At 73.0% G+C, this 25,376-nt stretch carries 23 protein-coding genes; 14 read left to right on the top strand and 9 right to left on the bottom strand.

What is annotated here, in order from left to right; translation table 11 throughout:
* Positions 1-10: 10 nt before the first annotated feature.
* Together F5972_RS21430 and F5972_RS21425 are read right to left on the bottom strand one after the other, a co-directional pair.
* Positions 11-1,504, bottom strand: coding sequence for an ATP-binding protein (locus F5972_RS21430; protein ID WP_225311709.1), 1,494 nt, complete (start codon positions 1,502-1,504; stop codon positions 11-13).
* Positions 1,501-3,159: an FAD-dependent oxidoreductase gene (locus F5972_RS21425; protein WP_150935358.1), complete on the bottom strand. Its 1,659-nt coding sequence runs from the start codon at positions 3,157-3,159 to the stop codon at positions 1,501-1,503. The genes F5972_RS21430 and F5972_RS21425 overlap by 4 nt, the downstream gene beginning before the upstream one ends.
* A 135-nt stretch (positions 3,160-3,294) precedes the next feature.
* Between F5972_RS21425 and F5972_RS21420 the strand changes: the two genes are divergently transcribed.
* Complete coding sequence (locus F5972_RS21420) at positions 3,295-3,960, top strand: CBS domain-containing protein (protein ID WP_150935357.1); 666 nt, start codon at positions 3,295-3,297, stop codon at positions 3,958-3,960.
* Here the strand turns inward: F5972_RS21420 and F5972_RS21415 are convergent.
* On the bottom strand, positions 3,947-4,951 hold the full coding sequence (locus tag F5972_RS21415) for a zinc-dependent alcohol dehydrogenase family protein (RefSeq protein WP_150935356.1): 1,005 nt from the start codon (positions 4,949-4,951) through the stop codon (positions 3,947-3,949). The two genes, F5972_RS21420 and F5972_RS21415, sit on opposite strands and share 14 nt — an antisense overlap.
* A gap of 2 nt (positions 4,952-4,953) precedes the next feature.
* Positions 4,954-5,379 (bottom strand): pyridoxamine 5'-phosphate oxidase family protein, encoded by a 426-nt coding sequence (locus F5972_RS21410; RefSeq protein WP_150935355.1) that lies wholly within the window; start codon positions 5,377-5,379, stop codon positions 4,954-4,956.
* A gap of 332 nt (positions 5,380-5,711) precedes the next feature.
* On the opposite strand from F5972_RS21410, the gene F5972_RS21405 reads away from it, so the two are divergent.
* On the top strand, positions 5,712-6,116 hold the full coding sequence (locus tag F5972_RS21405) for a VOC family protein (protein ID WP_150935354.1): 405 nt from the start codon (positions 5,712-5,714) through the stop codon (positions 6,114-6,116).
* A gap of 94 nt (positions 6,117-6,210) precedes the next feature.
* A complete protein-coding gene (locus tag F5972_RS21400; RefSeq protein WP_150935353.1) occupies positions 6,211-7,578 on the top strand; it encodes a lanthionine synthetase LanC family protein in 1,368 nt (455 codons plus the stop codon).
* Between the two features lie 2 nt (positions 7,579-7,580).
* On the opposite strand, the gene F5972_RS21395 is transcribed toward F5972_RS21400, so the two are convergent.
* Entirely contained in the window at positions 7,581-8,465 is an 885-nt protein-coding gene (locus F5972_RS21395; protein ID WP_150935352.1) for a fructosamine kinase family protein, read from the bottom strand.
* Positions 8,466-8,914: 449 nt separating this feature from the next.
* Here F5972_RS21395 and F5972_RS21390 point away from each other — a divergent pair, with 449 nt between their 5' ends.
* Both F5972_RS21390 and F5972_RS38275 read left to right on the top strand, forming a co-directional pair.
* On the top strand, positions 8,915-10,465 hold the full coding sequence (locus tag F5972_RS21390; RefSeq protein ID WP_150935351.1) for a cellulose binding domain-containing protein: 1,551 nt from the start codon (positions 8,915-8,917) through the stop codon (positions 10,463-10,465).
* 330 nt (positions 10,466-10,795) lie between these two features.
* Complete coding sequence (locus F5972_RS38275) at positions 10,796-11,695, top strand: hypothetical protein (RefSeq protein ID WP_225311708.1); 900 nt, start codon at positions 10,796-10,798, stop codon at positions 11,693-11,695.
* Between the two features lie 24 nt (positions 11,696-11,719).
* Here F5972_RS38275 and secA2 read toward each other — a convergent pair whose 3' ends face one another.
* Positions 11,720-14,002: an accessory Sec system translocase SecA2 gene (gene secA2, locus F5972_RS21380; protein WP_225311707.1), complete on the bottom strand. Its 2,283-nt coding sequence runs from the start codon at positions 14,000-14,002 to the stop codon at positions 11,720-11,722.
* Between the two features lie 125 nt (positions 14,003-14,127).
* On the opposite strand from secA2, the gene F5972_RS21375 reads away from it, so the two are divergent.
* The 3 genes from F5972_RS21375 (at position 14,128) to F5972_RS21365 (ending at position 16,609) form a co-directional block, all read left to right on the top strand.
* Complete coding sequence (locus F5972_RS21375) at positions 14,128-14,484, top strand: VOC family protein (RefSeq protein WP_150935349.1); 357 nt, start codon at positions 14,128-14,130, stop codon at positions 14,482-14,484.
* Between the two features lie 149 nt (positions 14,485-14,633).
* Positions 14,634-15,554, top strand: a complete 921-nt coding sequence (locus F5972_RS21370) for a peptidase S1 (RefSeq protein WP_150935348.1) — start codon at positions 14,634-14,636, stop codon at positions 15,552-15,554.
* A gap of 161 nt (positions 15,555-15,715) precedes the next feature.
* Complete coding sequence (locus F5972_RS21365; protein WP_150935347.1) at positions 15,716-16,609, top strand: DMT family transporter; 894 nt, start codon at positions 15,716-15,718, stop codon at positions 16,607-16,609.
* Positions 16,610-16,624: 15 nt separating this feature from the next.
* Here the strand turns inward: F5972_RS21365 and F5972_RS21360 are convergent, their stop codons facing one another.
* A complete protein-coding gene (locus F5972_RS21360) occupies positions 16,625-17,779 on the bottom strand; it encodes an FAD-dependent monooxygenase (RefSeq protein ID WP_150935346.1) in 1,155 nt (384 codons plus the stop codon).
* A 70-nt stretch (positions 17,780-17,849) separates the two neighbouring features.
* On the opposite strand from F5972_RS21360, the gene F5972_RS21355 reads away from it, so the two are divergent.
* Complete coding sequence (locus tag F5972_RS21355; RefSeq protein WP_204284448.1) at positions 17,850-18,425, top strand: TetR/AcrR family transcriptional regulator; 576 nt, start codon at positions 17,850-17,852, stop codon at positions 18,423-18,425.
* Here the strand turns inward: F5972_RS21355 and F5972_RS38910 are convergent.
* Positions 18,400-19,107, bottom strand: coding sequence for a GNAT family N-acetyltransferase (locus tag F5972_RS38910; RefSeq protein ID WP_263641847.1), 708 nt, complete (start codon positions 19,105-19,107; stop codon positions 18,400-18,402). The genes F5972_RS21355 and F5972_RS38910 overlap by 26 nt on opposite strands.
* A gap of 25 nt (positions 19,108-19,132) precedes the next feature.
* Between F5972_RS38910 and F5972_RS21345 the strand changes: the two genes are divergently transcribed.
* The 4 genes from F5972_RS21345 to F5972_RS21330 are packed head-to-tail and all read left to right on the top strand — an operon-like array spanning position 19,133 to position 23,719.
* Positions 19,133-20,128, top strand: coding sequence for a phosphotransferase family protein (locus F5972_RS21345; protein WP_150935344.1), 996 nt, complete (start codon positions 19,133-19,135; stop codon positions 20,126-20,128).
* A complete protein-coding gene (locus F5972_RS21340) occupies positions 20,129-21,346 on the top strand; it encodes an acyl-CoA dehydrogenase family protein (protein WP_150935343.1) in 1,218 nt (405 codons plus the stop codon).
* Between the two features lie 7 nt (positions 21,347-21,353).
* Positions 21,354-22,526, top strand: a complete 1,173-nt coding sequence (locus F5972_RS21335) for an acyl-CoA dehydrogenase family protein (RefSeq protein WP_150935342.1) — start codon at positions 21,354-21,356, stop codon at positions 22,524-22,526.
* Positions 22,523-23,719 (top strand): acyl-CoA dehydrogenase family protein, encoded by a 1,197-nt coding sequence (locus F5972_RS21330; RefSeq protein ID WP_150935341.1) that lies wholly within the window; start codon positions 22,523-22,525, stop codon positions 23,717-23,719. The genes F5972_RS21335 and F5972_RS21330 overlap by 4 nt, the downstream gene beginning before the upstream one ends.
* A gap of 13 nt (positions 23,720-23,732) precedes the next feature.
* On the opposite strand, the gene F5972_RS21325 is transcribed toward F5972_RS21330, so the two are convergent.
* Positions 23,733-24,356, bottom strand: coding sequence for a TetR/AcrR family transcriptional regulator (locus F5972_RS21325; protein WP_150935567.1), 624 nt, complete (start codon positions 24,354-24,356; stop codon positions 23,733-23,735).
* Positions 24,357-24,562: 206 nt separating this feature from the next.
* Here F5972_RS21325 and F5972_RS21320 point away from each other — a divergent pair, with 206 nt between their 5' ends.
* On the top strand, positions 24,563-25,309 hold the full coding sequence (locus tag F5972_RS21320) for a nuclease-related domain-containing protein (protein ID WP_225311706.1): 747 nt from the start codon (positions 24,563-24,565) through the stop codon (positions 25,307-25,309).
* The last annotated feature ends 67 nt before the right edge of the window (positions 25,310-25,376 follow it).

Here is a 25,376-nt window from a genome sequence, read left to right as displayed (position 1 = left end):
GTCCGGCCCCCTACCGCCCGTCGTCCCGGGGCGCCTGGGTGATGGGCAGGACGACCCGGAACCGGGTGTCCCCGGGCGTGGACTCGACCCTGATGTCCCCGTGGTGCTTGTTCACGACGATCCGATAGGAGATGTCCAGGCCCAGGCCGGTGCCCTCGCCGACGGGTTTGGTGGTGAAGAACGGCTCGAAGATGCGGGGCCGGACCTCCGGCGGGATGCCGGGCCCGGTGTCGCCGATCTCGGCGATCAGGTGCCCGTCCTTCCGCCAGGTGCGGATGGTGAGCGTGCCCTCACCGTCCATCGCGCAGAGCGCGTTGTCGATCAGGTTCGTCCACACCTGGTTCAGCTCCGCCGCGTACGCCGGGATCGGCGGCAGCGACCGGTCGTACTCCTTGACCGTGCGCACGCCCTGCGGGATCTTGCCGTGGAGCATGGTCAGCGTCGCGTCGAGCAGGTCGTGCACGTCGACCGTCTGGTACGGGGCCCGGTCGAGCTGGGAGTACTGCTTCGCCGCGCCGACCAGGCTGGAGATCCGGTTCACCGCGTCGTCGATCTCGCCCATCAGCAGCTCGGTGTCGATGGTGTAGGTGAGCCACCGCACCGCCGGCTCCCGGTTCTCCTCGCCCACCGCGCCGGCGATCTGGTCGAGCCACTCCACGTCGACGCCCCCGGCCACCAGGGTGGCCGCGAGGTCCCAGCCGCCGACGATGTCGTGGTCGTCCAGCCAGTCGGCGATGGCGTCCTCGGCGTCGGAGCGCGCCAGCGGGGACAGCTCCGGGGCGGACGCGGCGCGCTTGACCGCGTCCTCCTGGAGCTCCACCAGATCGTGCAGCTGGCTGCCGTCCAGCCGCCCGTCGGCGATCATGGCGAGCTTCTGCCGCATGCCCGCCACCCGCCCGCGCAGCGCGGACGTGGCCCGCACGGCGGCGGCAGCAGGGTTGTTCAGCTCGTGCGTCAGCCCGGCCGACAGCGAGCCGAGCGCGAGCAGCCGCTCCCGCTCGCCCACGACCGTCTGGGTGGCGCGCATGCCGATGAAGAGCCCCTCCAGCAGGTGCATCGCCATCGGGAACCACTCGCGCACGCACTCGGCGATCACCTCGGCCGGCAGCACGAAGAACTCGGCGTCGGTGACCGCGCGCAGCGAGTTCAGGTAGAGCTGGTGCTGCTCGCCGCTGATGTACGCCTGGGTGGCGCCGCCGTACACACCGCGCTGGGAGGTGCGGCTCACCTCGACCTCGTCGCCCTGCACCCGCCTGCTCATCGCGACCGTGCCGCTGAGCAGTACGAAGAAGCAGGTGGCGGGCTCGCCCTCGCCGTAGACGAGAGTGCCGGCGGCGCGGGTCTCCACCCGGCCCGCCGACGACAGGGCGGAGAGCTGGCCGTCGTCCAGCGACTCGAAGAGGAACAGCGTGCGCAGTTCCCGCGGCGGCAGCGTCTCTGTCATCTGTGTCTCTGTCGTCGGCGTCCCGGTCGTCGGCGTCCCGGTCGTCGGCGTCTCTGTCATCGGCCCTCCAGGTAGCGGTGGACGAGCGAGACCGCCATCGCGCCCTCGCCCACGGCCGAGGCGACGCGCTTGACCGAACCGGCCCGCACGTCGCCGGCGGCGAAGACGCCCGGCATGCTCGACTCCAGGTGATAGGGGTCTCTGGACGGCGCCCACCCGGCCGGGCGGAGTCCGTCGGCGAGCAGGTCGGAGCCGGTCAGCACGTATCCGTTGCCGTCGCGGGCCACCACGTCGCCGAGCCAGTCGGTGCGCGGCTCGGCGCCGATGAAGACGAACAGCCACGACGTCGGCACCGTGGCGACCCGGCCGGATCTCCGGTCGCACAGGGTCAGCCGCTCCAGGTGGTCGCGTCCCTCGCCGCCCACGACCTCGGTGTTCGGGTGGACCTCGATGTTCGCGATCCCCTCGATCTGGTCGATGAGATAGCGCGACATCGACCGGGTGAGGTCGTCGCCCCGGATGAGGATGTGCACCTTCCGGGCGAAGCGGGAGAAGTACACCGCCCCCTGGCCCGCGGAGTTGGCCCCGCCGACGATGTAGATCTCCTCGCCGGAGCAGTTCGGGGCCTCGATGGCGGCCGAGCCGTAGAAGACTCCTCGGCCGGTCAGGTCGGCGAGGCCGGGGGCGTCCAGGAGGCGGTACGACACGCCCGTGGCCAGCACCACCGTGTGCGCCGCGACGGCCGTGTCGTCGGAGAACCGGAGCAGCGTGACCGGGTCCTGCCGTTCGAGGCCGACGACCTCGCGGGTGGTGAGCATCTCGGCGTTGAACTTCTGGGCCTGCCTGCGGGCACGATCGGTGAGCTGGGCGCCCGAGACGCCGTCCGGGAAGCCCAGGTAGTTCTCGATCCGGCTGCTCTGCCCGGCCTGGCCGCCGGTCGCCCGCTGCTCCACCAGCAGGGTCCGCAGGCCCTCGGACGCGCCGTACACCGCCGCGCCGAGCCCGGCCGGGCCCCCGCCGATCACGGCGAGGTCGTAGAGGTCGGAGGCGGGGGTGGTGGCCATGCCGACGTGCGCGGCGAGGTCGGTCTCCGTGGGCCGGGCCAGGGCCTTGCCGTCCGTGGTGATCACGACCGGCACGTCGGCCTCGCCCAGGCCGGCCGCGGCGAGCAGCCGCGCGCCCTCGGCCTCGTCCGCCCGCAGCCAGCGGTACGGCACGAGGTTGCGGGCCAGGAAGTCGCGCACCGCGAACGACCGCGCAGACCAGCGGTGCCCGACGACCTTGGTCTCCGGCATCGTCACGGCGGGGGTGGTGAGCCACGCCTCCAGCAGCGCGTCCAGCACCGGGTAGAGCTTCTCCTCCGGCGGGTTCCACGGCTTGAGCAGGTAGTGGTCGAGATCCACGATGTTGATCGCGTTGATGGCCGCGTCCGTGTCGGCGTACGCGGTGAGCAGCACGCGGCGGGCCAGCGGGAAGACGTCCATGGCGGCCTCGAGGAACTCGATGCCGTTCATCCCGGGCATCCGGTAGTCGGCCAGGAGCACGGCGACCTGCTCGCCGCGCAGCTTGATCTCCCGCAGCGCGTCCAGCGCGGTGGACCCGGACTCCGCCCGGATCACGCGGTAGCGGTCGCCGTACCGGCGGCGTAGGTCGCGCGCCACCGAACGCGAGACAGAGGGATCGTCGTCGACGGTGAGGATCGCGGCGTTCTGCACCTCTCCACGTTACTGGCGTTGGGCAAAATCCGGTTCGTCCCCGGTGGGCCATAGGTCCCATGCCGCGAGGACGTTCGCCGCTCGCACCGCCGGTGGGTATGACGAAGTCTGAGGAGGGACGGGGAGGAATACACCATGCCCATGACCGTCCGGGACGTCATGAACAGGTTCGTGGTCGCGGTCGAGGCGGACGCCTCGTTCGGCGAGGTGGTGACCGCGATGTGCCGGTTCCACGTCGGAGCGGTCCCCGTCGTGGACGGCGACCGGCGGGTGCTCGGCATGGTCAGCGAGGACGACCTGCTGCTCAAGGACATGGACCGGCGGATGGGCGACCTGCTCTTCGAGGGGCCCTCGCGCCACCGGGAGCGGAGGAAGGCGGCCGGGCGGCGGGTCCGCGATCTCATGAGCACTCCCGCGATCACGGTCACCGAGGACACCCCGGTGCGGCAGGCGGCCTGGCTCATGCACCGGAACCGGATCAAGGACCTCCCGGTGGTGGACGCGGTCACGGGGCGGATCACCGGGCTGGTCCGCAAGTCCGACCTGATCAGAGTGTTCTGCCGCTCCTCGGAGGACATCCACGAGGACGTCCTCGACGTGATCGGGCCCTGCACGGGGCGGTGCTCCCTGCGGGTCGAGGACGGGATCGTCTACCTGGAGGGCAGCGTGGAGCGGCGGTCCCAGCTGAGGGCGCTGCTGGAGGCCGTCTGGCGGGTCGACGGCGTGGTCGACGTCGACTCCGACGTCTCGTACGAGGTCGACGACCTGGGCCGGGTGATCCCGCCCGTCACCCGTCCATGAGCAGGACGGCCGCCCCCTCCACCCGGTCGGCGGCGAGGTCGGCCAGGGCCCGGTCGGCGGCCGCGAAGGGGTAGGGCGTGGTCGTGACCTGGGGGTGGTGGAGGGACGCCAGCCGGAGGAACTCCCGGCCGTCCTCGCGGGTGTTGGCGGTGACGCTGCGCAGCGTGCGTTCCTGGAACAGATGGCGCTGGTAGTTCAGCACCGGGATGTCGGTCAGGTGGATCCCGGCGACCGCGAGCGTCCCGCCCCGGTCGAGCGCGGCGAGGGCGACCGGCACGAGGTCGCCCACCGGCGCGAACAGGATGGCCGCGTCCAGGGGCTCCGGCGGCGGGTCGGAGCTGCCCCCGGCGGAGGCCGCGCCCAGCCGGAGCGCGAGGTCGCGGGCCGCCGCCGACCTCGTCATCACGTGCACGGTCGCGCCCTCGGCGATCGCGATCTGCGCGGTCAGGTGCGCCGAGGCGCCGAAGCCGTAGATCCCGAGCCGGCCGCCCGGGGGCAGATCGGCGCGGGCCAGCGCCCGGTATCCGATGATTCCCGCGCACAGCAGCGGCGCCAGCGTCTCGGCCGGGACGTCTTCCGGCAACGGGTAGACGTACGCGGCGGGGGCGGTCAGCAGTCCGGCGTAGCCGCCGTCGGCGTCCCAGCCCGTGTAGGCGGACGCGGGACACAGGTTCTCCGCGCCCCGCAGGCAGTAGCGGCACCGGCCGCAGGTCGAGCGCAGCCACGCCACGCCCACCCGTGAACCGGGCGGCGGCCCCGCCGTGTCCGGGCCGAGGGCCGCCACCCGTCCCACCACCTCGTGCCCGGGGACCGTACGCGGGCGTCTCGGGGGAAGATCACCCTCGGCGAGGTGCAGGTCGGTGCGGCAGACCGCGCACACCTCGACGCGGACCAGCAGTTCCCCCGGTCCGGGCACGGGGTCCGGCAGTTCGGCCCGCTCCAGGGGTCGCGTCGCGACCGGCCCCGGCCGGGCCACCACCCAGGCGTCCACGGCTAGCCGTGCTGGATACGCCGGCCGCTGATCTCGACCGGCACGATCCGGATGTAGAGGGGGCGTTCGCCGCCCGCCCAGGTCTCGACCTCCTTGTGCACGTCGCCGGTCACGTGGTGGGCCCCGCCGCGGACGAGCACGCTCCAGCCCTCCCGCGTCCTCTCGTCGATGCGGTCGACCTCGAAGGCGACCATGAAGTCGGCCCCGTTGACGCCCGTGCGCAGGTCGGCGTCCATCGGGCCGCCGAGCGCCGTGCGGAACAGCACCGCGCCCTGCTCCACCGTGTAGTTGACCGGCAGGATCACCGGGCCGCCGGGGTGGGTGAAGGCGATCCTGCCCACGCCGCCGGGGGAGATCAGCCGCAGGCAGTCGTCGCGGTCCAGCTTCTCCAGGTGCGGCAGGCCGGCGGGTGCGGTGTTCTCACTCATGCGTTCCTCTTCTTCACAGTCGATTCGTACTGCCTCGTTCGGCGCGCGACCGGCAACGCGATCAGCAACACGGCCGGCACCAGACCAGCATTCCGCACCGGGGGCCGGCGGCGGCACCGCCGTCCGTCACGTTCCGGGGGACGAAAGGCCCCTGGCCGCGTCTCCTCCCTTGGCCGTCGTTTGCCGTAATCCCTCCTTTAGTCGCATGCCCCAGATGGGCACCACCGTCACGTGGCTCCCGCCGGGGAGTGCCACGGAGAGAGGCCCCGTGGAAAGGACACCGCGATGAGACCGGACGGACGACCACACGCCGATCGCCTGACGAGGCCCTGATGGAGGTGCTGAGCGGCCGCGTGCTCCTGCGCTCCGCCGATCGGGCCGCGAGCCGCCGCTTCTACCGGGACGTCCTGGGCCTGGCGGTGAGCCGGGAGTTCGGGCCGGCCGAGGACCCCGGGGTGGTGTTCTTCCTCGGGGCCGGATTCCTGGAGATCTCCTCGCACGGCGGCGGCGGGCGGGAGAGCCCGGCGCTGTGGCTGCAGGTCCGCGACGTCCGGGCGGAGCACGACCGGCTGGCCGCCGCGGGGGTGCGGGTGTCGCACCCGCCACGGCTGGAACCGTGGGGGCTGGTGGAGATGTGGATCGAGGATCCCGACGGTCTGCCGATCGTGCTCGTCGAGATCCCCGAGGGTCATCCGCTGCGGCGCGATCCCCGTTCCTTCACCCCGCATCCCACCTGACCAGGATGAGTGTGATCGGGTCTCACCTCGCCGTAGGCTTCTACTGGGAGACGGTAGCCTTAATTTCCTACCGGATTCGTGGGAGAATCGGGCGATGAGTACCTGGCCATGTGAGACGCCGACCACCGCCGCCGTCATGGCCGCGCGCTGGGTGAGGTCGGCGGCCGTCGACGACGCCCTCGGACGGCACTGGCTGGCCAATCCCGACCCCCGGGGCCGGTCGGCCGGCGCGGGGAGCACCTCCTCCCTGTACGCGGGGGCGGCCGGCGTCGTGCTGTTCTTCCTGGAGGCCGCCGCCGCCACGGGTGACCGGACGTACCTGGACGACGCGCTCGCGGGGGCGCGGCGGCTCGCCGCGACGTGGCGGGAGCAGCGCGACCCGACCTTCTACCACGGCCGGGCGGGGATGCTCTTCGCGATGGCCGAGACCGGCTGGGCGACCGGTGACGAGGAGGTCCACGAGGCGGCCCACGCCGTCGCCGACGGCCTGGTGCGCGATGTCCGCCGGTTCGACGACGGCGCCGGCTGGACCGGGGACCCGGCGCTGCGCGGCGACGGGGGGATCGTGCTCGCGCTGCTGCACGCCTCGGGCCTTCTCGGGGTGTCGGCGTACGAGGAGGTGGCCGTCGAGGCGGGCGGGCGCGTCGCGGCCCTCGCCGTGCCCGGTCACCGCTTCGGCGGGAAGGCCTGCCCCGACCTGCCCGTGGACGCCGTCACGCCGGGGTTCCTGTCGGGGACGGCGGGCGCCGCGTTCCTGCTCGCCCGGCTGCACGGTGTGACCCGCGACGCGCGGTTCCTCGCGGCGGCCCGCCGGGGGGCCGACTTCGTCCGCACGGTCAGCGTGGTCACCGACAGGTGCGCCCGCGTCCCGCACCACCTGCCGCAGGGGCGCCGCCTCCACTACCTCGGCTTCTGCTCCGGCGCGGCCGGGGTGGCCCGGATGTTCCACGAGCTGCACCGCGTCACGGGCGACCCCGGCGACCTGGACTGGGTGGAGCGTCTCGCCCACGGGATCGTGCAGAGCGGGCTGCCGGAGCACACCCCACCGGGTCACTGGGACGTGGCCTGCCTGTGCTGCGGCACGGCCGGGCTCCTGGAGCTGTTCACCGGCCTGTACGCCGCCACCGGGCGGGAGCCGTACCTCGCCTTCGCCCGCACCCTCGCCGCCGACCTCATCGGCCGCGCGGCCGGGGACGAGGCGGACGGCTTCCGCTGGTACCAGGCGTACCGCCGGCTGCGTCCGGAGGAGTTCACCGCCGACACCGGCTACATGGTCGGCGCCGCCGGGATCGGGACCGCGCTCCTGCACCTCGCCGCCACCGAGGCCGCCACCGAGGACGCCGCTTCGGGCGCAACGGGGGGTATGGCAGGGGGCGGCCCGCGCCGCCTGATCCTCCTGCCGGACAACCCGTTCCCGGCGATCCCGGTCCCCGCCGCCGTCCTGCGCGAGGGCGACGCCTGATCTCAGGGCCGCCGCCGGAACGGGGCGAGCGTGGCGCGCACGAGATCCGCGGCGCCCCAGTCGGGTTCGAACTGGGCGATCACGGCCAGGTGCTGGCGCAGCTGGAGGATCGGCATGCGTTCGCGCCAGCCGTGGTCGAGCCCGGTCAGCTCGGCGTACAGCTCGAAGAACACGTGCGCCTCGGGCGGCGGCGCCGTCGTCCACAGGTGGGCCAGGTCGACCTCGGCCCACGTGTACGACACGGCCGGGTCGATCAGCGCGGGCCGCCCGCCGGGAGTGGCCATGATGTTCTGCGCCCACAGGTCGCCGTGCGTCAGGCACGCGGGCCCGACCGGCAGCAGCTCGGGCAGCCGGTCGCACAGCCGCTCCAGCGCCGCCCGGTCCGCGGCGTCGAGCGCCTCCTGGACGCGACGCTCGCCGAGCCAGCGCAGCAGACGGTGCCGGGCGAAGAACTCGTGCCCGTCGTCGTCCCAGGTGTTGACCTGCCGGCGACGGCCCAGCCAGTTGTCCCGATGCCACCCGAACCGGGAGTGCCGCGTGGTGGTGTGCAGGTGGGCGAGCGCATGCGCGAGCTGCTCCCAGAAGGCCTCGGTGCCCGGCCGGGGCCGCAGCGCGGACAGCACGAGCAGGTCGCGGTCCGCGAGGATGATCTCGGGCGTGGCGACGCCGCCCGTCGCGCGGAGCACGGTGAGCCCTTCGGCCTCCGCGGCGAAGGCGTCGTCCGACGGCGGCTCGCCGAACGCCTTGACGAACACCGGCGTGCCGTCACCGCGGCGCGCGAGTCCCGCGATCGCGGCGAGGCCTCCGGTGGCCGGCTCGACCGCGACGACGTCGGTCAGACCGGCCGCGTGCAGGCGTTCGAGCAGGAGGGACGTCGCGTCTGTCACGGGTGTGCTCCTGTCTGCCGGCCGGCGCGGACGAGAGGACCTCCATCCAGGCCCGCTGCCGCTGTCACCGCACCCTGGCCCCCCCGGGAGGCTCAGGCGCTGCGGGTGAACCATACGTACGGCCGCCCCGGCCCGGAAGGCCGCCACCTCCGACCTGGACGATACTTGTGCCGCTGGACGGTGTCGTGCGCCGTGGGAGAGCGCCCTCTCTCGGGCCCGCCGCCCAGGTGAAAATTTCACCCCCGTGGTCCGCGTCCACGCAGGTCGGCGGAGCGGCCCCTCCGTCACCTTTGACTGAACCGGTCGAGTTCACGACGCTTCGCTGCGGTCTTCTCACTCCGCGCGCCGGAGGGGCGCGCCGCCGGTCCGGACCCGTTCGACGGGTGGGGAGGCACGACCGGTGACGCGAGCGCCCCGACGGCGGAGCGGGCGACACGGAAGGACGGACCATGCGGCGCAGAGGCGTCATCCTCACCGTTCTCGGCCTGGTGGCCGCGGGCGGGCTCGCCTTGGGACACACGACGGCGGCCGAGGCCGCCGTCGCGTGCAAGGTGACCTACACGGCCAGCGAGTGGCAGGGCGGCATGTCCGCCAATCTCAGCATCCAGAACCTGGGTGATCCGGTTAACGACTGGACGCTCACGTTCACGTTCCCGAACAGCGGCCAGAAGGTCGCGCAGGGCTGGTCGGCGACCTGGAGCCAGTCGGGCAGCGCCGTGACGGCGGCCGCGCTCGACTGGAACAGGTCCCTGGCCGCCGGCGCGTCGACGAGCGTCGGCTTCAACGGCACCTGGTCCGGGAGCAACCCGGCGCCGTCCGACTTCAAGCTGAACGGCGTCTCCTGCAACGGCACCCCGCAGTCGCCCTCGGCGTCCCCCTCCGCGTCCCCGTCGGCCTCGCCCACGCGGTCGCCCAGCGCGTCACCCAGTCCGTCGCCCAGTCCGTCGCCCTCCGCCAGCCCCTCGGCGTCGCCCAGCCCGCAGACGGGCGCGGCGCCGAAGCTGAAGGTGTCGGGCAACAAGATCGTGAACGCCTCGACCGGCGCGGCGTACCGGTTGCTGGGGGTCAACCGCTCGGGCGGCGAGTTCATGTGCGTCCAGGGGCGCGGCGTCTGGGACGGCCCGGTCGACAACGCGGCGATCGACGTGATGAAGACCTGGAAGGTCAGGGCCGTCCGCATCCCGCTGAACGAGGAGTGCTGGCTCGGCCTGAGCAACATCCAGGCGTCGTACGGCGGCGCCGCCTACCAGAACGAGGTCAGGTCGTACGTCGACCGGCTCGTCGCCAAGGGCATCACCCCGATCGTCGAGATGCACTGGAACTACGGCCAGTACACCGGCAACTCCTCCGGCTGCTCCGACGTGCACGCCTCCTGCCAGAAGCCGATGCCGGACGCGCAGTACGCGCCGCAGTTCTGGACCGGCGTCGCCAACGCGTTCAAGGGCCGGGACGAGGTCGTGTTCGACCTGTTCAACGAGCCCTACCCGGAACGGGCGACCGGCGGCGCGACGTCGGGGTGGACCTGCTGGCGGGACGGCGGCACCTGCCCCGGCATCTCCTACCAGGTCGCGGGGTTCCAGTCGCTGGTGAACACCGTCCGGGCCACCGGCGCGACGAACATCATCCTGCTGGGCGGCCTGGCCTACTCCAACGACCTGACGCAGTGGCTGCAGTACAAGCCCACCGACTCGCGGGGCAACCTGGCCGCCGCGTGGCACGTGTACAACTTCAACTCCTGCGTCAGCGCCTCGTGCTGGGACAGCCAGCTCGCGCCGGTGGCCGCCCAGGTTCCGCTGGTCGCCGGGGAGATCGGAGAGAACACGTGCTCCCACGGGTTCATCGACCAGGTCATGAACTGGTTCGACGCCAAGGGACTGTCCTACCTCGGCTGGACCTGGAACACCTGGGACTGCTCCACCGGGCCGTCCCTGATCAGTGACTACAACGGGACACCGACCGGGTTCGGGGCCGGACTGCGATCCCGCCTGCTGTCGTCCTGATCTTCTTCTCGTGCCTCGCGTGCCCTCCTCCCGCTCCGGCCCTCTGGGAGGAGGGCACGTCCACATCTGACTTTGCCGCGCGATGGGGTGTTCGTCCAGAAAGTAAAACTTTCGTCCTTAATGTCGAGATTTGGGGTCTTCCTGGTTTAGTGTCCGGTTACCCAACCGTGACCAGTCAGGAGATCCCCCATTTCCAGCTACGCGGACCCCCATCAGCAGCACGCGACCGCCGTCTCCCTCGCGGCGGTCTCCCTCCCCGCACACGCCGCCGAGGCGGCCGAAGCTCCGGCCGTCCCCGAGGTCGGCTGTCCCACGGCCGACGGCCGGACGGTGCTGTACACCGGCAAGACGACCGCGTCCTACTTCTGGGACGACGGCTCGGGCATCAACGGCGACACCGGAGCCCCCGCCTCGGGCGAGCCGATGCAGAAGGGCCTCGCGGCCAGCCCGAGCTGGCCCATGGGCACCAAGGGCTATGTGATCTACCAGGGCAAGAAAGCCGACTTCTTCGTCGGCGACCGCGGCCCCGGCGTCCCCTCCAGCAGCGGGGTGATGCTCGACCTCGACGGCAAGACGTTCGCCGACCTCACCGGCGGCACCTGGGACAGTGGCTCGCTCACCGTCGAGGGCGCGGGCGGGCTCGGCCACATCCCCGTGAAGTACGTCATCACCGAATGGGGCGAGGGACGCGGCAAGACGGGCGCGCCAAAGCCGTTCTCCACCGGCGCGTACGGCGTGCGGGACAAGGCCGCGCCGCCGCCTCCGTGCCCGACCGCGGCCCCCGCCCCTTCCGAGGCATCCGACGCCGCCTCCGGGACCTCCGGGGAGTCGCAGACGACCGCCTCCACGCAGGCTGCCAAGGAGGCCCCGGCGCAGAAGCCGGCTCAGGAGTCGGCTCAGGAGTCGGCTCAGGGGCCGGCTTCTCCCGCCGCCCAGGCCGAGGCCGCCGCGGCGGCGATGGCCCCCTTCGCCGGCGGGCAGGACGCGGCGGGCGGCGCGGCCCCGGCGGCACGGGCGGACGGAGCCGAGACCCCGGCGGCCGCCGCCACGACCGGTACGGCGTCGGTCCAGTCGGTCACGCCCGTGTCCGCCACCGGCGATCCGTCCGGCCGCGACGACGCCGCTCCGGCCGTCTCCGCCGCGATCGTCGTGTGCGCGCTCGTCGCGGTGAGCGCGAAAGTGGTGCACAGCCGGGTCACCCGCCGGTCGAGCGGCGACGAGGCCCGATAGGGACCGGGGCGGGAGGGGCGGGGTCTACCTTTTACGGCCCCGGAGCGCTCCCGCCACCCGGTTGAACACCCGGTCCCACTCGGAGCCGAACGGGTTGTCCTGCACGAGATAGGTCCAGGTCGCCGTGGGCCGCTTCAGGCCCTGGTCCGCGAGATCGCGGGTGACGTCGGCCTTCTCGAAGGTCTCCCGGGAGAGCCGTTCGACCTCGTCCAGCATCGCCCGGTAGGCGGGGACGGACTCGCGGTTGAACTCGTCGAGCGGGTTGAGCCGCCCGAGCGCGCGCAGGTGGATGCCCTCGCGCAGGTCGGACAGGAAGCCGAGGTGCTCGGTCCAGCACTGGTCGAGGTGGTAGAGCACGATCTGCCGGGCGGCCCGCTCGACCACCTCCTCGCCCGCCGTCTCGCACAGCTCGCGGTAACGCTCCGGGCAGGCCGACTCGAGCGCCCGCGCCCCGGTGTCGCCGCGCAGCACCCGGTCGCGCTGTTCGAGCACCTCCGCCCGCTGGCGCTCCAGCAGCCGGGTGTACCGCCACGTGTTGCGGTGGATCTCCAGGTTCACGCCCTCGGCCACCCGCTGGGCGTGCGCCACGAGCGCGTGCGCCTCCGGTTTCCGTACGGCGCCGTCGGCGTCGGCGGGCGGCAGCGACTGGTCCGGCGCGTAGACCGTCAGGAGCGGGTCCTGGCCGCTGACGAAGAACACCGAGCCGCCCGGGTCGCCCTGCCGCCCGGCCCGGCCCCGGAGCTGGTCGTCCAGCCTGCTGCTGTCGTGCCTGCCGGTGCCGATGACGTAGAGGCCGCCCAGCGAGGCGACCTCGTCCTCCTCGCCGGGGTCCTCCTCGCCCGGGCCGGCCGCGCCGAGCCGGATGTCGGTGCCGCGCCCGGCCATCTGGGTGGAGACCGTGAGGGCCCCGCGCCGTCCGGCCCGCGCGATGATCTGCGCCTCCTCGGCGTCGTTCTTCGCGTTCAGGACGGTCGCGGAGAGGCCTCTGGCGGCCAGGGCCCCGGCCAGGCGCTCGGACTCGGCGACGTCGAGCGTGCCGACGAGGATCGGCTGCCCGGTGGCGTGCCGGGTCTCGATCTCGTCCAGCAGCGCCCCCTCCTTGTCCTCCGCGGTCGCGAAGATCCGATCGGGCTCGTCCACCCGTACGCAGGGCCGGTTGGGCGGGACGACCACGACGGAGAGGTCGTAGAACTCGCGGAGCTGCTCGCCCACGGCGACGGCGGTGCCGGTCATGCCGCACACGCGGGGATAGCGGTGGATGAGACCCTGCACGGTGATCGAGTCGAGGATCTCGCCGGTCTCCGACGCCTGCAGGTGCTCCTTGGCCTCCACGGCGGCCTGCAGCCCGTCCGGCCAGCGCTGCAGCGCCGCGACCCGGCCGCGCGAGGTGTTGACGAGCTCGACCTTGCCGTCCCTGACGATGTAGTCGACGTCCCGGGTGAGCAGCGTGTGGGCGTGCAGCGCGAGGTTGACCTGCGTGACCACGCCGGGGTGCTCGTAGATGTCGACGCCGAGGGCCTTCTCGACCGTGTCGATGCCCTTGGGGGTGAGGAAGACGGCCCGGCCCTCCTCGTCGATCGTGTAATGGTAGCCGCGCGACAGCCGCCGTACGAGGGCCGCCATCTCGGGCAGGGCCGTGCCCGCGTCGGCCGCGCCGGCCAGCACCAGGGGCACCCGGGCCTCGTCCACCAGCACCGAGTCGGCCTCGTCCACGAGCGCGACCTCCGGGGCCGGCACGACCAGCTCGGCCGGGTCGGTGCACAGCCGGTCGCGCAGCACGTCGAAGCCGAGCTCGCTCACCGCCGCGTACGTGACGTCGCACGCGTACGCCTTCCTGCGCTCCTCCGGCGTGGAGGTCTCGGCGACCCATCCGGCCGTCAGGCCCAGTGTCTCGTAGAGCGGGCCCATCCACTCGGCGTCGCGGCGGGCGAGGTAGTCGTTGACCGAGACCACGTGGACGCGGGCGCCGCGCAGCGCGTACCCGGCCGCCGCCATGGCCCCGACCAGCGTCTTCCCCTCGCCGGTGGCCATCTGCGCGACGTGGCCCTCCAGCAGCGCCAGCATGCCCGCGAGCTGCACGTCGTACGGCCGCTGGCCGAGCGCGCGGCGGGCCGCCTCCCGCATCACCGCGCAGAAGTCGGCCGTGCCGACCCAGGCCGGGTCGACGACGGCGGGGCGCAGTTCGTCGCGCCGGCCGGCCTCGGCCTCACGCCCGGCCGCCTCCGCCGCGATCCGCTGGAAGGGGGCGAGATCGACGCTTCCCGGCTTCTCCAGGAACCGCCTGATCCATCGACCTACCCGCGTCACATCCGCTCCAACGACTCTTGGGTCCGACTGGTTCCACATGCCCGGTTCATGGTCCCACTATCGGGGCGCGCGACAGGTGAGCGTACCTGACACTCCCTGACAGGTACGCGCGGCAGCATGGCCGTATGACAACGATCGCGAAGCTCATCGCCGTGACCATGGACTGCGCCGAGCCGAAGAGGCTCGCCGACTTCTACTCCCAGATCACCGGGCTGCCGGTGCAGTATGCCGAAGACGAGTACGCCGGCATCGGCGACGACACGACGGCCGTCTACTTCCAGCGGGTGCCCGACTGGAAGGCGCCGTCCTGGCCCGGCGCGGACAAGCAGTTCCACCTCGACTTCCGGGTGCCCGACGTGGCCAGGGCCGTGGAGGAGTACGTCGCGCTCGGGGCGACCAAGCCCGAGTTCCAGCCGGGCGACTGGGTCGTGCTCGCCGACCCCGAGGGACACCTTTTCTGCGTCTGTCCCGAAAGGTCCTGAAGCGGGCCCAGTGGTCCTGAAGCGGGCGCAGTGTGGCCGACTCTCCTGACGATGCAAGAAGCGTGATTACATCGCGTGATCATATCTAGTCTCTCCGTGATCGGTTCCTGGCGGGCGAGGGGCCCGCCCGATGCGATGCGGAGGCATTCATGACAACTCGTTCGGCGACCCGCTCCGGCCTGGTTCTCCTCGGGGCGACTCTCGCCTGTGCGGCGGGCCTGCTACCGGCCGGATTGGGCACGACCGCGGCGAGTGCCCAGTCGCGCGCGGCCGGCGCCCTGCCCCGGATCGGCGTGCTCAAGGGCGGCGGCGAGGCCCTGGTCAAGGAGGGTGGTCTGTCGGCGAGCTGGGTGCTGGAACACGACGGAGTCGTCCAGATCGCGCTCGCGGGTGACCGTATCGGCGTCCTCACCGGGGACGGGAGGGCCTGGGTGAAGGAGGGGGGCCTGTCGACCAACTGGGTGCTGGAGCACGACAACGTCAAGCAACTGGCGCTGTCGGGCGACCGCATCGGCGTCCTGAGGGGCGATGGGAGGGCCTGGGTGAAGGAGGGCGGCCTGTCGACCAACTGGGTGCTGGAGCACGACGACGTCAAGCAGCTCGCGCTGTCGGGCGACCGCATCGGCGTCCTGAGGGGCGATGGGAGGGCCTGGGTGAAGGAGGGCGGCCTGTCGGCGAGCTGGGTGCTGGAGCACGACGACGTCAGGCAGCTCGCGCTGTCGGGCGACCGCGTCGGCGTGGTCCGGGCGGGCGGTGCCGCGCTGGTCAAGGCGGGCGGGCTGTCCGCCACCTGGGTGACCGAGCACACGGCCGTGAAGCAGCTCGTCCTGGCCGGCGACCGCATCGGCGTCGTCCGCGGTGACGGCACGGCGCTGGTGAAGGAGGGGGGCCTGTCGGCGACCTGGGTCACCGAGAACCTGAACGTCCTCGAACTCGCGCTCGCGGGCAATCGGATCGGAGTCCTCAAGGCCACCGGCGAGGCTCTGGTCAAGGAGGGAGGGCTGTCCGCCACCTGGGTGACCGAGAACACCGAGGTCGTCGACCTCGCCCTGTCCAGCGGCACCGACTGAGGACACCGCGCCTTCCCGGGGTCCGCACGCACGGGGGCTTGAAGAGTGGGCCCGGCACGGTCCTGAGAGTCGCGGGTTCCCGTGGCGCGGACCCACTCCCCCTAAACTTGCGTGGTGATATCTGGACACACCGTCGGCTCCCGGCACCCCGGCCGGCACGCATGATCTGGGCGGGAGTGGCGATCGCCCTCGTCGGGGCGCTCGGGTACGCGCTGGGCGCGGCGCTGCAGCAGTTCGAAGCCGTGCGCGACGGGGCGACGCTCGCGCTCGTGCGAAGGCCCCGCTGGCTGATCGGCGGGGTGATCGGCTTCGCGGGCGCGTCCCTGCACGCCGTGGCGCTCAGCGTGGCCCCGCTCGTCGTCGTGCAGCCGGTGAGCGTGGCGACGCTGGTCTTCGCGGTGCCGCTCGCCGCCACGCTGCACGGCAGGCGCCCCCGGCGGGCCGAGATCGCCGGGTCGATCGCGGTGGCGGTGGGCCTGCTCGGCCTGATGCTGCTGGTCCCGGCGCACAACGTGACCCCCGTGCTGTCGGACGGAGGTGCCCTCGCGCTGATCGGCTGCGTCGCCCTGGTCGCCGCCGTCACCTTCACCGCCGCGCGCCTGCTGCGGGGACCGCTGAAGGCACTGCTGATGTCGGTCGGCGCGGGCGCGGTGACCGCGACCGTGTCCACGTTCGTCCGGGTGGTCGGCGGCGGGCTCCACGGGGACCTCGGGCGGCTGGTCCACTGGTTCACCCTGGCCATCCCGGTGCTGCTGGTCTGCGCCATCGTGCTGCTGCAGAAGTCGTACGCCGTGGGCTACTTCGGGATCGCCTACGCCGGAGTGCAGGTGGTCGATCCCCTCACGTCGGTGGCGGCGGGGGCCCTGCTGCTGGGCGAGTCGCTGCCCACCGGGCCCGACAAGGTGGTTCCCGCGCTGCTGGCCGCCGCCCTGCTGATCGCCGGGACGGTCACCCTGGGCCGCCTGGCCCCCGACCACTCCAAACCCGCCGTCGTACGCGGCGAGCCGGGCCCGCGCGAGGAGCCGGTGAGCGCGGTGACGCCCGAGGCGGCCTGACCCCTCGGGAAGTTCTCAGGCGGGCCAGCGGAAGACGCTGTCGAACTGGCGCACCGCGACCGCGGGGCCGAGCAGGCCCGCCGCACGCATCGCGCCGTCGCGCAGGGCGACCGCCAGCGGATCGCGCCAGCCGCTGATCCGCCCGATCAGCCGCGACCGCCGCACGATCGGCGTCGTCCGGGCCAGCCGTTCCCGGCTGTACGCGGCGAGCCCCCCAGTGATCTGGGTGGGGCTGCCCGGCGAGACGTGCCGGGCGAGCACGACCGCGTCCTCGATCGCCTGGCAGGCGCCCTGCCCGAGGTTGGGCGTCATGGGATGCGCCGCGTCACCCAGCAGCGCGATCCGCCCGGAGTGGAACGCGGGCAGCGGGGTGTCGAGCGCGTAGATGTCGTGGCGCAGCACCGCGTCCGGGTCGGCGGCGGCCAGCAGCGCGGGGATCGGGTCGTGCCAGCGGCCGAACAGGCGGATCAGCTCGTCCTTCTCGCTCTCCGCGCGCAGGCCCGCGGCGACCGGCGCGGTGGCGTAGCAGTAGACCTGGCCGCCCGCCAGCGGCATGACCCCGAAGACCAGGCCCGCCCCCCAGGTCTCCGACGCGCCGACCGCTCCGGGGCAGGGGACGATCGCCCGCCAGCTCGTCACGCCCGTGTAGACGGGCTCAGGGTGGCCGGGGAACAGCGCCGCGCGGGTCCGCGACCGGATCCCGTCCGCCGCCACGACGAGATCGGCCCGGATCGTCTCTGTGCCGCCTGTGGGGATGGTGAGGGTGACCAGGCCCGTCCCGGGGTCGGCCGACTCGGCCCTGGTGCCCAGCCGCAGGGCGTCTTCCGGCAGGCGCGCGGCGAGGATGCCGACCAGCGCCGACCGGGTGAGCAGCACGGTCGAGTCGCCGTAGCGGGCGGCGGCGTCCTCGGCGGTGGTCCGCGACAGCCAGCGGCCGGACGGCCGCCGGAGGCCCGCCTCGCCCTGGATCGCCGACAGCTTCCTGACCTCGTCCCCGAGCCCGATCACGTCCAGGGCCCGCAGCGCGTTGGGCGCGACCGCGAGCCCCGCGCCGACCGGCTCGATCGAGGCCGCCTGCTCCAGCACCGTCACCTGCCAGCCGTTCCGCGCCAGGGCCAATGCCGCCGTCAGCCCGCCGATGCCCGCGCCGGCCACCACCGCGTGCGCCATGTCCGGCCTCCCTCACTACAGATGTAGTTAGAGGCTACTACGCCTGTAGTGCGCCCGTACGATGGGGGCCGTGAACAGTCAGCGGGCGGTCCTCGTCGCGGACGCGGCCATCGCGATCCTGGCCGAGCGCGGCATGCGGGGGCTGACGCACCGGGCGGTCGACGAGGCCGCCGGTCTCCCTCCCGGGTCCACGTCGAACTGCGCCCGCACGCGTGCGGCGCTGCTGGAGCTGACGCTGGCCCGGCTGTCGGAGCGCGAGGCGGCGGCGCTCTCCACGGTCGTGTCCGGCCTCCCGTTCGGCGAGGGGGGCGCCGGCGACCTGACGGACCTGCTCGCCGCCTTCGCGTACGCGGCGATGACCGAGCACCGGGAGACCACGGTCGCCCGGTACGAACTGGCGCTGGAGGCGACCCGCCGGCCGGAGCTGCGCGGGCTGTACGACGAGCTGGGCCGCCGCATCCGGGAGCCCGCCGTCGCCATGCTGGCCGCCGCGGGCTCGCCCGACCCCGTACGCCGGGGCGGGCAGATGGTGGCCTACGTCGAGGGCCTGCTGTTCGACGCGGTGGCGGGCGCGGGCGGCACCCCGTCCCCGGAGGACCTGCGCGCGGCCTGCGAGGACCTCATGAGCCTGTTCCTCCGGAGCTGAGCAACGTCGCGAACCGGCCCTCCAGGCGGGCGCGATGGGACGGCCACTCGTCGTCCAGGACGGAGTACAGCGGGCTGTCGCGCCAGGTCCCGTCGGGGCGGCGCAACTGCCGGCGGAGCACGCCCTCCCGCACCCCGCCGATGCGCTCGATGGCGGCCTGCGACCGCAGGTTGCGGATGTCGGTCCGCAGCACGACGCGGTTGAACCCGAGAGCGAAGGCGTGGTCGAGCAGCAGGATCTTGCAGTCGGTGTTCACGCCCGTGCGCCAGTGGGCCCTGGCGTACCAGGTGGACCCCACCTCCACGCTCTCGTCGAAGCCCGCGACGTCCCAGTAGGCGGTCGAGCCGACCGCCCGCCCGGTCGCCTTGAGGATCACGGCGAACTGGGTGGTCAGCGGCCTGGCGAGGAGGCCCGCCACGTGGCGGTGCATCCCCTCCTCGGAAGCCGGGAAGACCCGCGGGCTGAACCGCCACACCTCCGTGTCGTCCCGGCCGGCGGCGTACAGGTCGGGGACGTGGCCGAGGGCGAGAGGCTCCAGCCGTACGACGCGGCCGTCGAGCACGACGGGCGCGGGCATCTTCGCGGTCATGCGGCCGACGCTACCGAGGGCGTACGGCGCGGAGAACGGCCACTTCGGCGGCGTCGGCGAGGACCACTTGCGCGGCGCCGTGTCGACACGCATACCGGCTGGTCGGTACGCTCACGGGGTGGACGCCGACCCGCCCGGCCTCGATCTCGCCCGCCTCGCCGGGCACCTCCAGCGCGCGGGCCTGACCGAGGGGCCGCTCACCGCCGAGCTGATCGTCGGCGGGAGGTCCAACCTCACTTACGTCGTCCGCGACGCCGAGCGGACGTACGTCGTGCGCCGGCCGCCGCTCGGCCATGTTCTGGCCACGGCCCACGACATGGCGCGGGAGCACCAGGTGATGAGCGCACTGCGCGACACCGCGGTCCCCGTGCCGCTCATGTTCCATCTGTGCCGGGACGCCGAGGTGATCGGCGCGCCCTTCTTCGTGATGGAGCACGTCGAGGGCGGGCAGCCGCCGCTGACCCCCGCCCTCGCCCACGCGCTGGTGGACGTGCTGGCCGCGCTGCACTCGATCGCTCCCGGGAGCGTGGGGCTCGGCGACTTCGGCAGGCCGGAGGGCTTCCTGGAGCGGCAGGCCGCCCGGTGGAAGCGGCAGCTCGACGCCTCCCGCAGCCGGGACGTCCCCGGCTTCGACGACCTGTACGAACGCCTCATCCGCGACGTACCCCCTCAGGGTGGTTCGGCGATCCTGCACGGCGACTTCAAGCTCGGCAACACGCTGGTCGCCGGCGGCGAGGTGCGGGCCGTGCTCGACTGGGAGATGTCCACACTCGGCGACCCGCTCACCGACCTGGCGCTGTTCCTCCTGTACGGCGAGGTCGCCGCGCTCGACCCCGCCGCGGGCCGCGCCGTCGGCGCGGTGAGCGAGGCCGGAGGTGAGGCGCCACCCCTGCCGATCGAAGCGGGGGCCGAGCTCGCCGCCCACTACGGGGAGGCGTCCGGGCGCGACCTGTCCCGGTTCGGCTGGTACACCGGCCTCGCCTGCTTCAAGCTCGCGGTGATCGCCGAGGGCATCCACTTCCGTCATGCGATGGGCCTCACGGTGGGGGAGGGCTTCGCCGGGATCGGCGAGCAGGTCGCCCCGCTCGTCGCCCGCGGGCTCATGGAGGTCTGAATGCACTTCGCGTTCGACGAGAGGACGGAGGAGCTGCGGGCCAGGCTGCTCGCCTTCATGGACGAGTGCGTCCACCCGGCCGAGCACGCCTTCCACGAGCAGGCGGCCCAGGTCCGGGCGGCGGGCGGCTGGGGTCCGCCGCCGCTGCTGGAGGACCTGAAGGCCGAGGCCCGCGCGCGCGGCCTGTGGAACCTCTTCCTGCCCGGAGAGCGGGGCGCGGGCCTGACCAACCTCCAGTACGCGCCGCTCGCCGAGATCATGGGCAGGTCACCGGCCATCGCGCCGCCCGCGACCAACTGCGCCGCCCCCGACACCGGCAACATGGAACTGCTGGCGGAGTTCGGCAGCGAGCGGCAGCGCGCGGAGTACCTGGAGCCGCTGCTGGCCGGGGAGATCAGGTCGGCCTTCGCGATGACCGAGCCCGAGGTGGCATCCTCCGACGCGACGAACATCGCGACCTCCATCAGGAGGGACGGCGACGAGTACGTCATAAACGGCCGCAAGTGGTACATCACCGGCGCGATGAACCCAAACTGCCGGGTCTTCGTCGTGATGGGCAAGACCGACCCCGAGGCGCCCCGGCACCGGCAGCAGAGCATGGTGCTCGTCCCGCGTGACACTCCCGGTCTCACCGTACGTCGCGGCATGACCGTCTTCGGGTACGACGACGCCGACCACGGCGGCCACGCCGAGGTGGTGTTCGAGGACGTACGCGTGCCCGTGGGCAACCTGGTCGGCGAGGAGGGCGGCGGCTTCGCCATCGCCCAGGCGCGGCTCGGGCCGGGCCGGATCCACCACTGCATGCGGCTCGTCGGCATGGCCGAGCGGGCGGTGGAGCTGACCTGCCGCCGGGTGCTGTCGCGCGAGGCGTTCGGTGGGCCGCTGGCCCGGCAGGGGGTGGTCCAGGACTGGATCGCCGAGTCGCGGGTGCGCATCGAGCAGCTGCGCCTGCTGGTGCTCAAGACCGCCTGGCTGATGGACACCGCCGGCAACCGGGGCGCGCACACCGAGATCCAGGCCATCAAGATCGCCGCACCCGCGACCGTGGAGTGGATCCTGGACAAGGCGATCCAGGCCCACGGCGCCGCCGGGCTGAGCCAGGACTATCCCCTCGCCGCGCTGTGGGCCGGGGCACGGGCCCTGCGGTTCGCCGACGGCCCCGACGAGGTCCACAAGCGGTCGCTGGCCAGCCGCGAGCTCAAGAGACACATGGGGTGATCTTCTGGTGACATGGGATGAGGCGTCGGTCGCCCGGCGCGCCGCGGCCTTCCTCGCGGAGCACGACCCGGCGACCGTGGACCGCCTGGAGTTCCTGCGCGCCCGGTTCGACGCGGGGCTCGCCTGGGTGCACTTCCCCGAGGGACTCGGCGGCCTCGGCGCGCCACGGGAGCTGCAGGCGGTGGCCGACCGGGAGCTGAGGGGCACGCCCGACAACCAGCCGGGCCGCATCGGCATCGGCCTCGGCATGGCCGCCCCCACGATCCTCGCCTTCGGCACCGAGGAGCAGAAGAGGCGCTTCCTGCGTCCCCTCTGGACCGGCGAGGAGGTGTGGTGCCAGCTCTTCAGCGAGCCGGGCGCCGGTTCCGACCTCGCCACCCTGGCCACCCGCGCCGTACGCGAGGGCGACGAGTGGGTCGTGGACGGCCAGAAGGTGTGGACGTCGAGCGCGCACACCGCCCGCTGGGGTCTCCTGCTGGCCCGCACCGACCCCGGCGTGCCCAAGCACCGCGGGCTGACCTACTTCGTCTGCGACATGCACGCGCCGGGCGTCGAGGTGCGCCCGCTGCGCCAGATCACCGGCGAGGCCGAGTTCAACGAGGTCTTCCTCACCGGGGTCCGCCTGCCCGAGGCGCTGCGGCTGGGCGAGGCCGGAGACGGCTGGCGGGTCGCGCAGGCCACGCTGATGAACGAGCGGGTCGCCATCGGCGGCATGCCGGTCCGCCGCACCATGATGGAGGTCGTCGCCGACACCTGGCGCTCCCGGCCCGATCTGCGCACCCACGACCTGCACCAGCGGCTGCTGCGGCTCTGGGTGGAGTCGGAGGTCATGCGCCTGACGGCCGCGCGGCTGCGCGAGCAGCTCGCCGCCGGGCATCCGGGGCCGGAGGGCTCGGGGATGAAGCTCGCCTTCGCCCGGCTGCACCAGGAGCTCTCCGGCCTGGAGGTCGAGCTGCTCCGCGAGGACGGCCTCGCCTACGACGACTGGACCTTCCGCCGCCCCGAGGCGGTCGACTTCCTCGGCCGGGAGGCGGGCTACCGCTACCTGCGGGCCAAGGGCAACTCGATCGAGGGCGGCACCTCGGAGATCCTGCGGAACATCATCGCCGAACGCGTGCTCGGGCTGCCCGCCGAGCCGCGTGCCGACAAGGACGTCGCGTGGAAGGACCTCCCCCGATGACTCTGCTCTACACGGAGGTGGAGGAGGAGCTGCGGGCCGCCGTGCGCGACCTGCTCGCCGACAGGTGCTCTCCGTCCGCCGTGCTGGGCCGCATCGAATCCGGTGTCGAGTCCGGTGCGGAGCCAGGCACGCCGTACGACGCGGAGCTGTGGAAGACGCTGGCCCGCGACATCGGCGTGGCCGGGCTGCTGGTGCCCGAGGAACTCGGGGGCGCCGCTTCCGGTGCGGGCGGGGCGTCGGCCCGCGAGGCCGCCGTCGTGCTGGAGGAGCTGGGCCGCGCCGTGGCGCCGGTGCCGTACCTCTCCAGCGCCGTCCTCGCGACCCAGGCGCTCCTTGCAGCGTGGGGAGCGACGGGGGGAGAGGTGGCCGGCGAGCTGCTGGGCCGCCTGGCGTCCGGGGAGGCGACCGCCGCGCTCGCGGTGCCGTTCGCGGCCTCGCCGTACGCTCCGCCGACCCCCGCGGTTGCCCTCAGTGAGGACGGCACGGTGACCGGCAGCGTCGGCGGCCTGATCGGCGCGGAGATCGCCGACGTCCTGCTCGTCCCGGTACGGCTGACGCGGGGCACCGCCCTGTGCGCGGTGGAGGCGACCCCGGCCGGCACCGTTCAGGGGGCCGTATGGGTGGCCCCGGTCACCTCGCTCGACCTGACCCGGCCGATCGCGACGGTGTCGTTCGCCGCGGCCCCCGCGCGCGTCGTCGCCACCGCCGACGGCCCGGAGACGCCGTGGGTGCGGGAGGCCCTGCTGCGCGGCGCGGGGCTACTCGCCTCCGAGCAGCTCGGGATCGCCGAGTGGTGCCTCGCCACCACGGTCGCGTACGTCAGGGAGCGCAGGCAGTTCGCCCGGCCGGTGGGGTCGTTCCAGGCGGTCAAGCACCGGCTGGCCGACCTGTGGCTGGAGATCGCGGGAGCCAGGGCGGCGGCCCGGAACGCGGCCGCCCGGCTGGCGGAGACGCCGGTCGCGGGGGATGCCACCGTCGCAGTGGCCGTCGCCGTGGCGCAGGCGCACTGCGGAGCGGTCGCCGTCCACGCCGCCGAAGAGTGCGTGCAGCTTCACGGCGGCATCGGGATGACCTGGGAGCACCCCGCGCACCTGTATCTCAAGCGGGCCAAGGCCGACCAGATCGCGCTCGGCACCCCCGGCGACCACCGCGAGGCCCTCGCCGGCCCGGCGGACCTCCCCGCGCCCGTCTGATCACAAGTGCTCTTCAGGGGCGCAGTGAGCCGAGCAGGAGGTCGGCGAAGTGGCGGCCGACCTCCTTGCCGGTCAGCGGGCCGTCCGGGTGATACCAGGTGCCGAGGTGGTGGACCGAGCCGAAGAAGAAGTCGACCACCATCTCGGCCGGGATGTCGTCGCGGAAGACGCCGTCGCGCTGTCCCTCGGCGACGAGGCCGCGGAACCGCTCGTGGTAGCGGCGCCGCTCGGCCCGCACGCTCCGGTAGGTCTCGGGGGCCAGTTGGTGCATCGACCTGAAGAAGATCTTGGAGTCGTCCAGGTTGTCGACCGTGGTCACGACGACGTCCGTCGCCGCCGCGTGGAGTCGCTCGGCCACCGGGCCCCCGGCGTCGGCGAAGCGGTTGAGCCGCTCCATCTGCAGGCGCAGCACCCGGGCGTAGATCTCGTGCAGCAGGTCGTCCTTGGACCCGAAGTAGTGGTACATCGCGCCCTTGGTGACCCCGGCCGCCGCGACGATCTCCTGGACCGAGGTGCTCTCGAAGCCCCGCTCGGCGAACAGCCGGGTCGCCTCGGCGAGCAGGCGCCGCCGTACGGGCTCCTCCGCGGGCGCGCCGCGATCGGCGGGGGCGGGGAGATTCGATGCACGCCGGGACATCCCGACCTCCTTCGTCATCCGGCCCAAGCATACCGACTGGTCGGTCGCCGGCTGGGGACCGCGCTGCCCGGGTAATGCGTTGTCCAAGGACTGGCGGAATCGCATTACTTCCCTCACCTTAGGAGGGTTGGGATTCCCGCTCGGGTATCCCGGGAGAAAGCCGCATGCAGACTGTGGGGGTTGGCGTGCCAAACGGTTCCATCTATGTGCCGAAAGACGAGAAGTTCACCGGTGCGTCGCCGCAGAACCTGTACGTGACGTTCTGGTTCGCCGGGCGCAAGAACCGGCTCCGGATTCGGGCCGCCATCGCGGTCGCGGGCTTCGTCGCGGGCAACATGCTGGGCTCGCGGCTCGGGCTGAACCCGTTCGTCGCGGGGGTCGTGCTGGGCGCCCTGGCGGGTGGCGTCGACTGGTTCGTCGCCTGGCGCCTGTACGAGCGCACGGCGGTGTGGCGGGGCAAGCGCCGCGGCGAGGTGCGCACCGGGCGGCTGCTGCGCCTCATGCTGCGCCGGCACGGCTACCGGGTCATGGACGGCCGGGCCGTCCCCGGAGAGGCGTCGATCGACCACCTCGTCATCGGCCCCGGCGGCGTGTGGATCGTGGACAACGAGGCATGGTCGCCCGACACCCTCATCGCGCGGTACGGCGAGCGGCTGTTCTTCGACGAGAAGTTCGGCACCTCGGTCGCCAAGGGCCTGATCTCCGCCGCCGAGTCGATGGCCGCGCTGCTGACCAAGGAGACCGGGATCGCGGTGACGATCGTCCCGGTGCTCGCCGTACACGGCGGCAAGATCAAGTCCTGGGGCGGCGTCCTGACCGGCGAGGGGCTGACCGTCGCCTATCCCCGCCGGGTCGCGGGCTGGATCCGCGCCAACGGCACGACGGCGTACACGGAGGAGCAGATCGACCTGCTGGCGCGCACGGCCGCCCGCATCCTGCGCCGCATGAGCTGATCGAAGCCGCCTGAGCCGGCCGGGCCGTCGCTACAGTCCGATTTTGACTGCTCCGAGGGGTGCGATA

It is taken from the genome of Microbispora cellulosiformans (assembly GCF_008728085.1).
Classification (GTDB): domain Bacteria; phylum Actinomycetota; class Actinomycetes; order Streptosporangiales; family Streptosporangiaceae; genus Microbispora; species Microbispora amethystogenes.
Note: the sequence above shows the minus strand (reverse complement) of the source record. Positions and strands in the feature narration are given on the sequence as shown.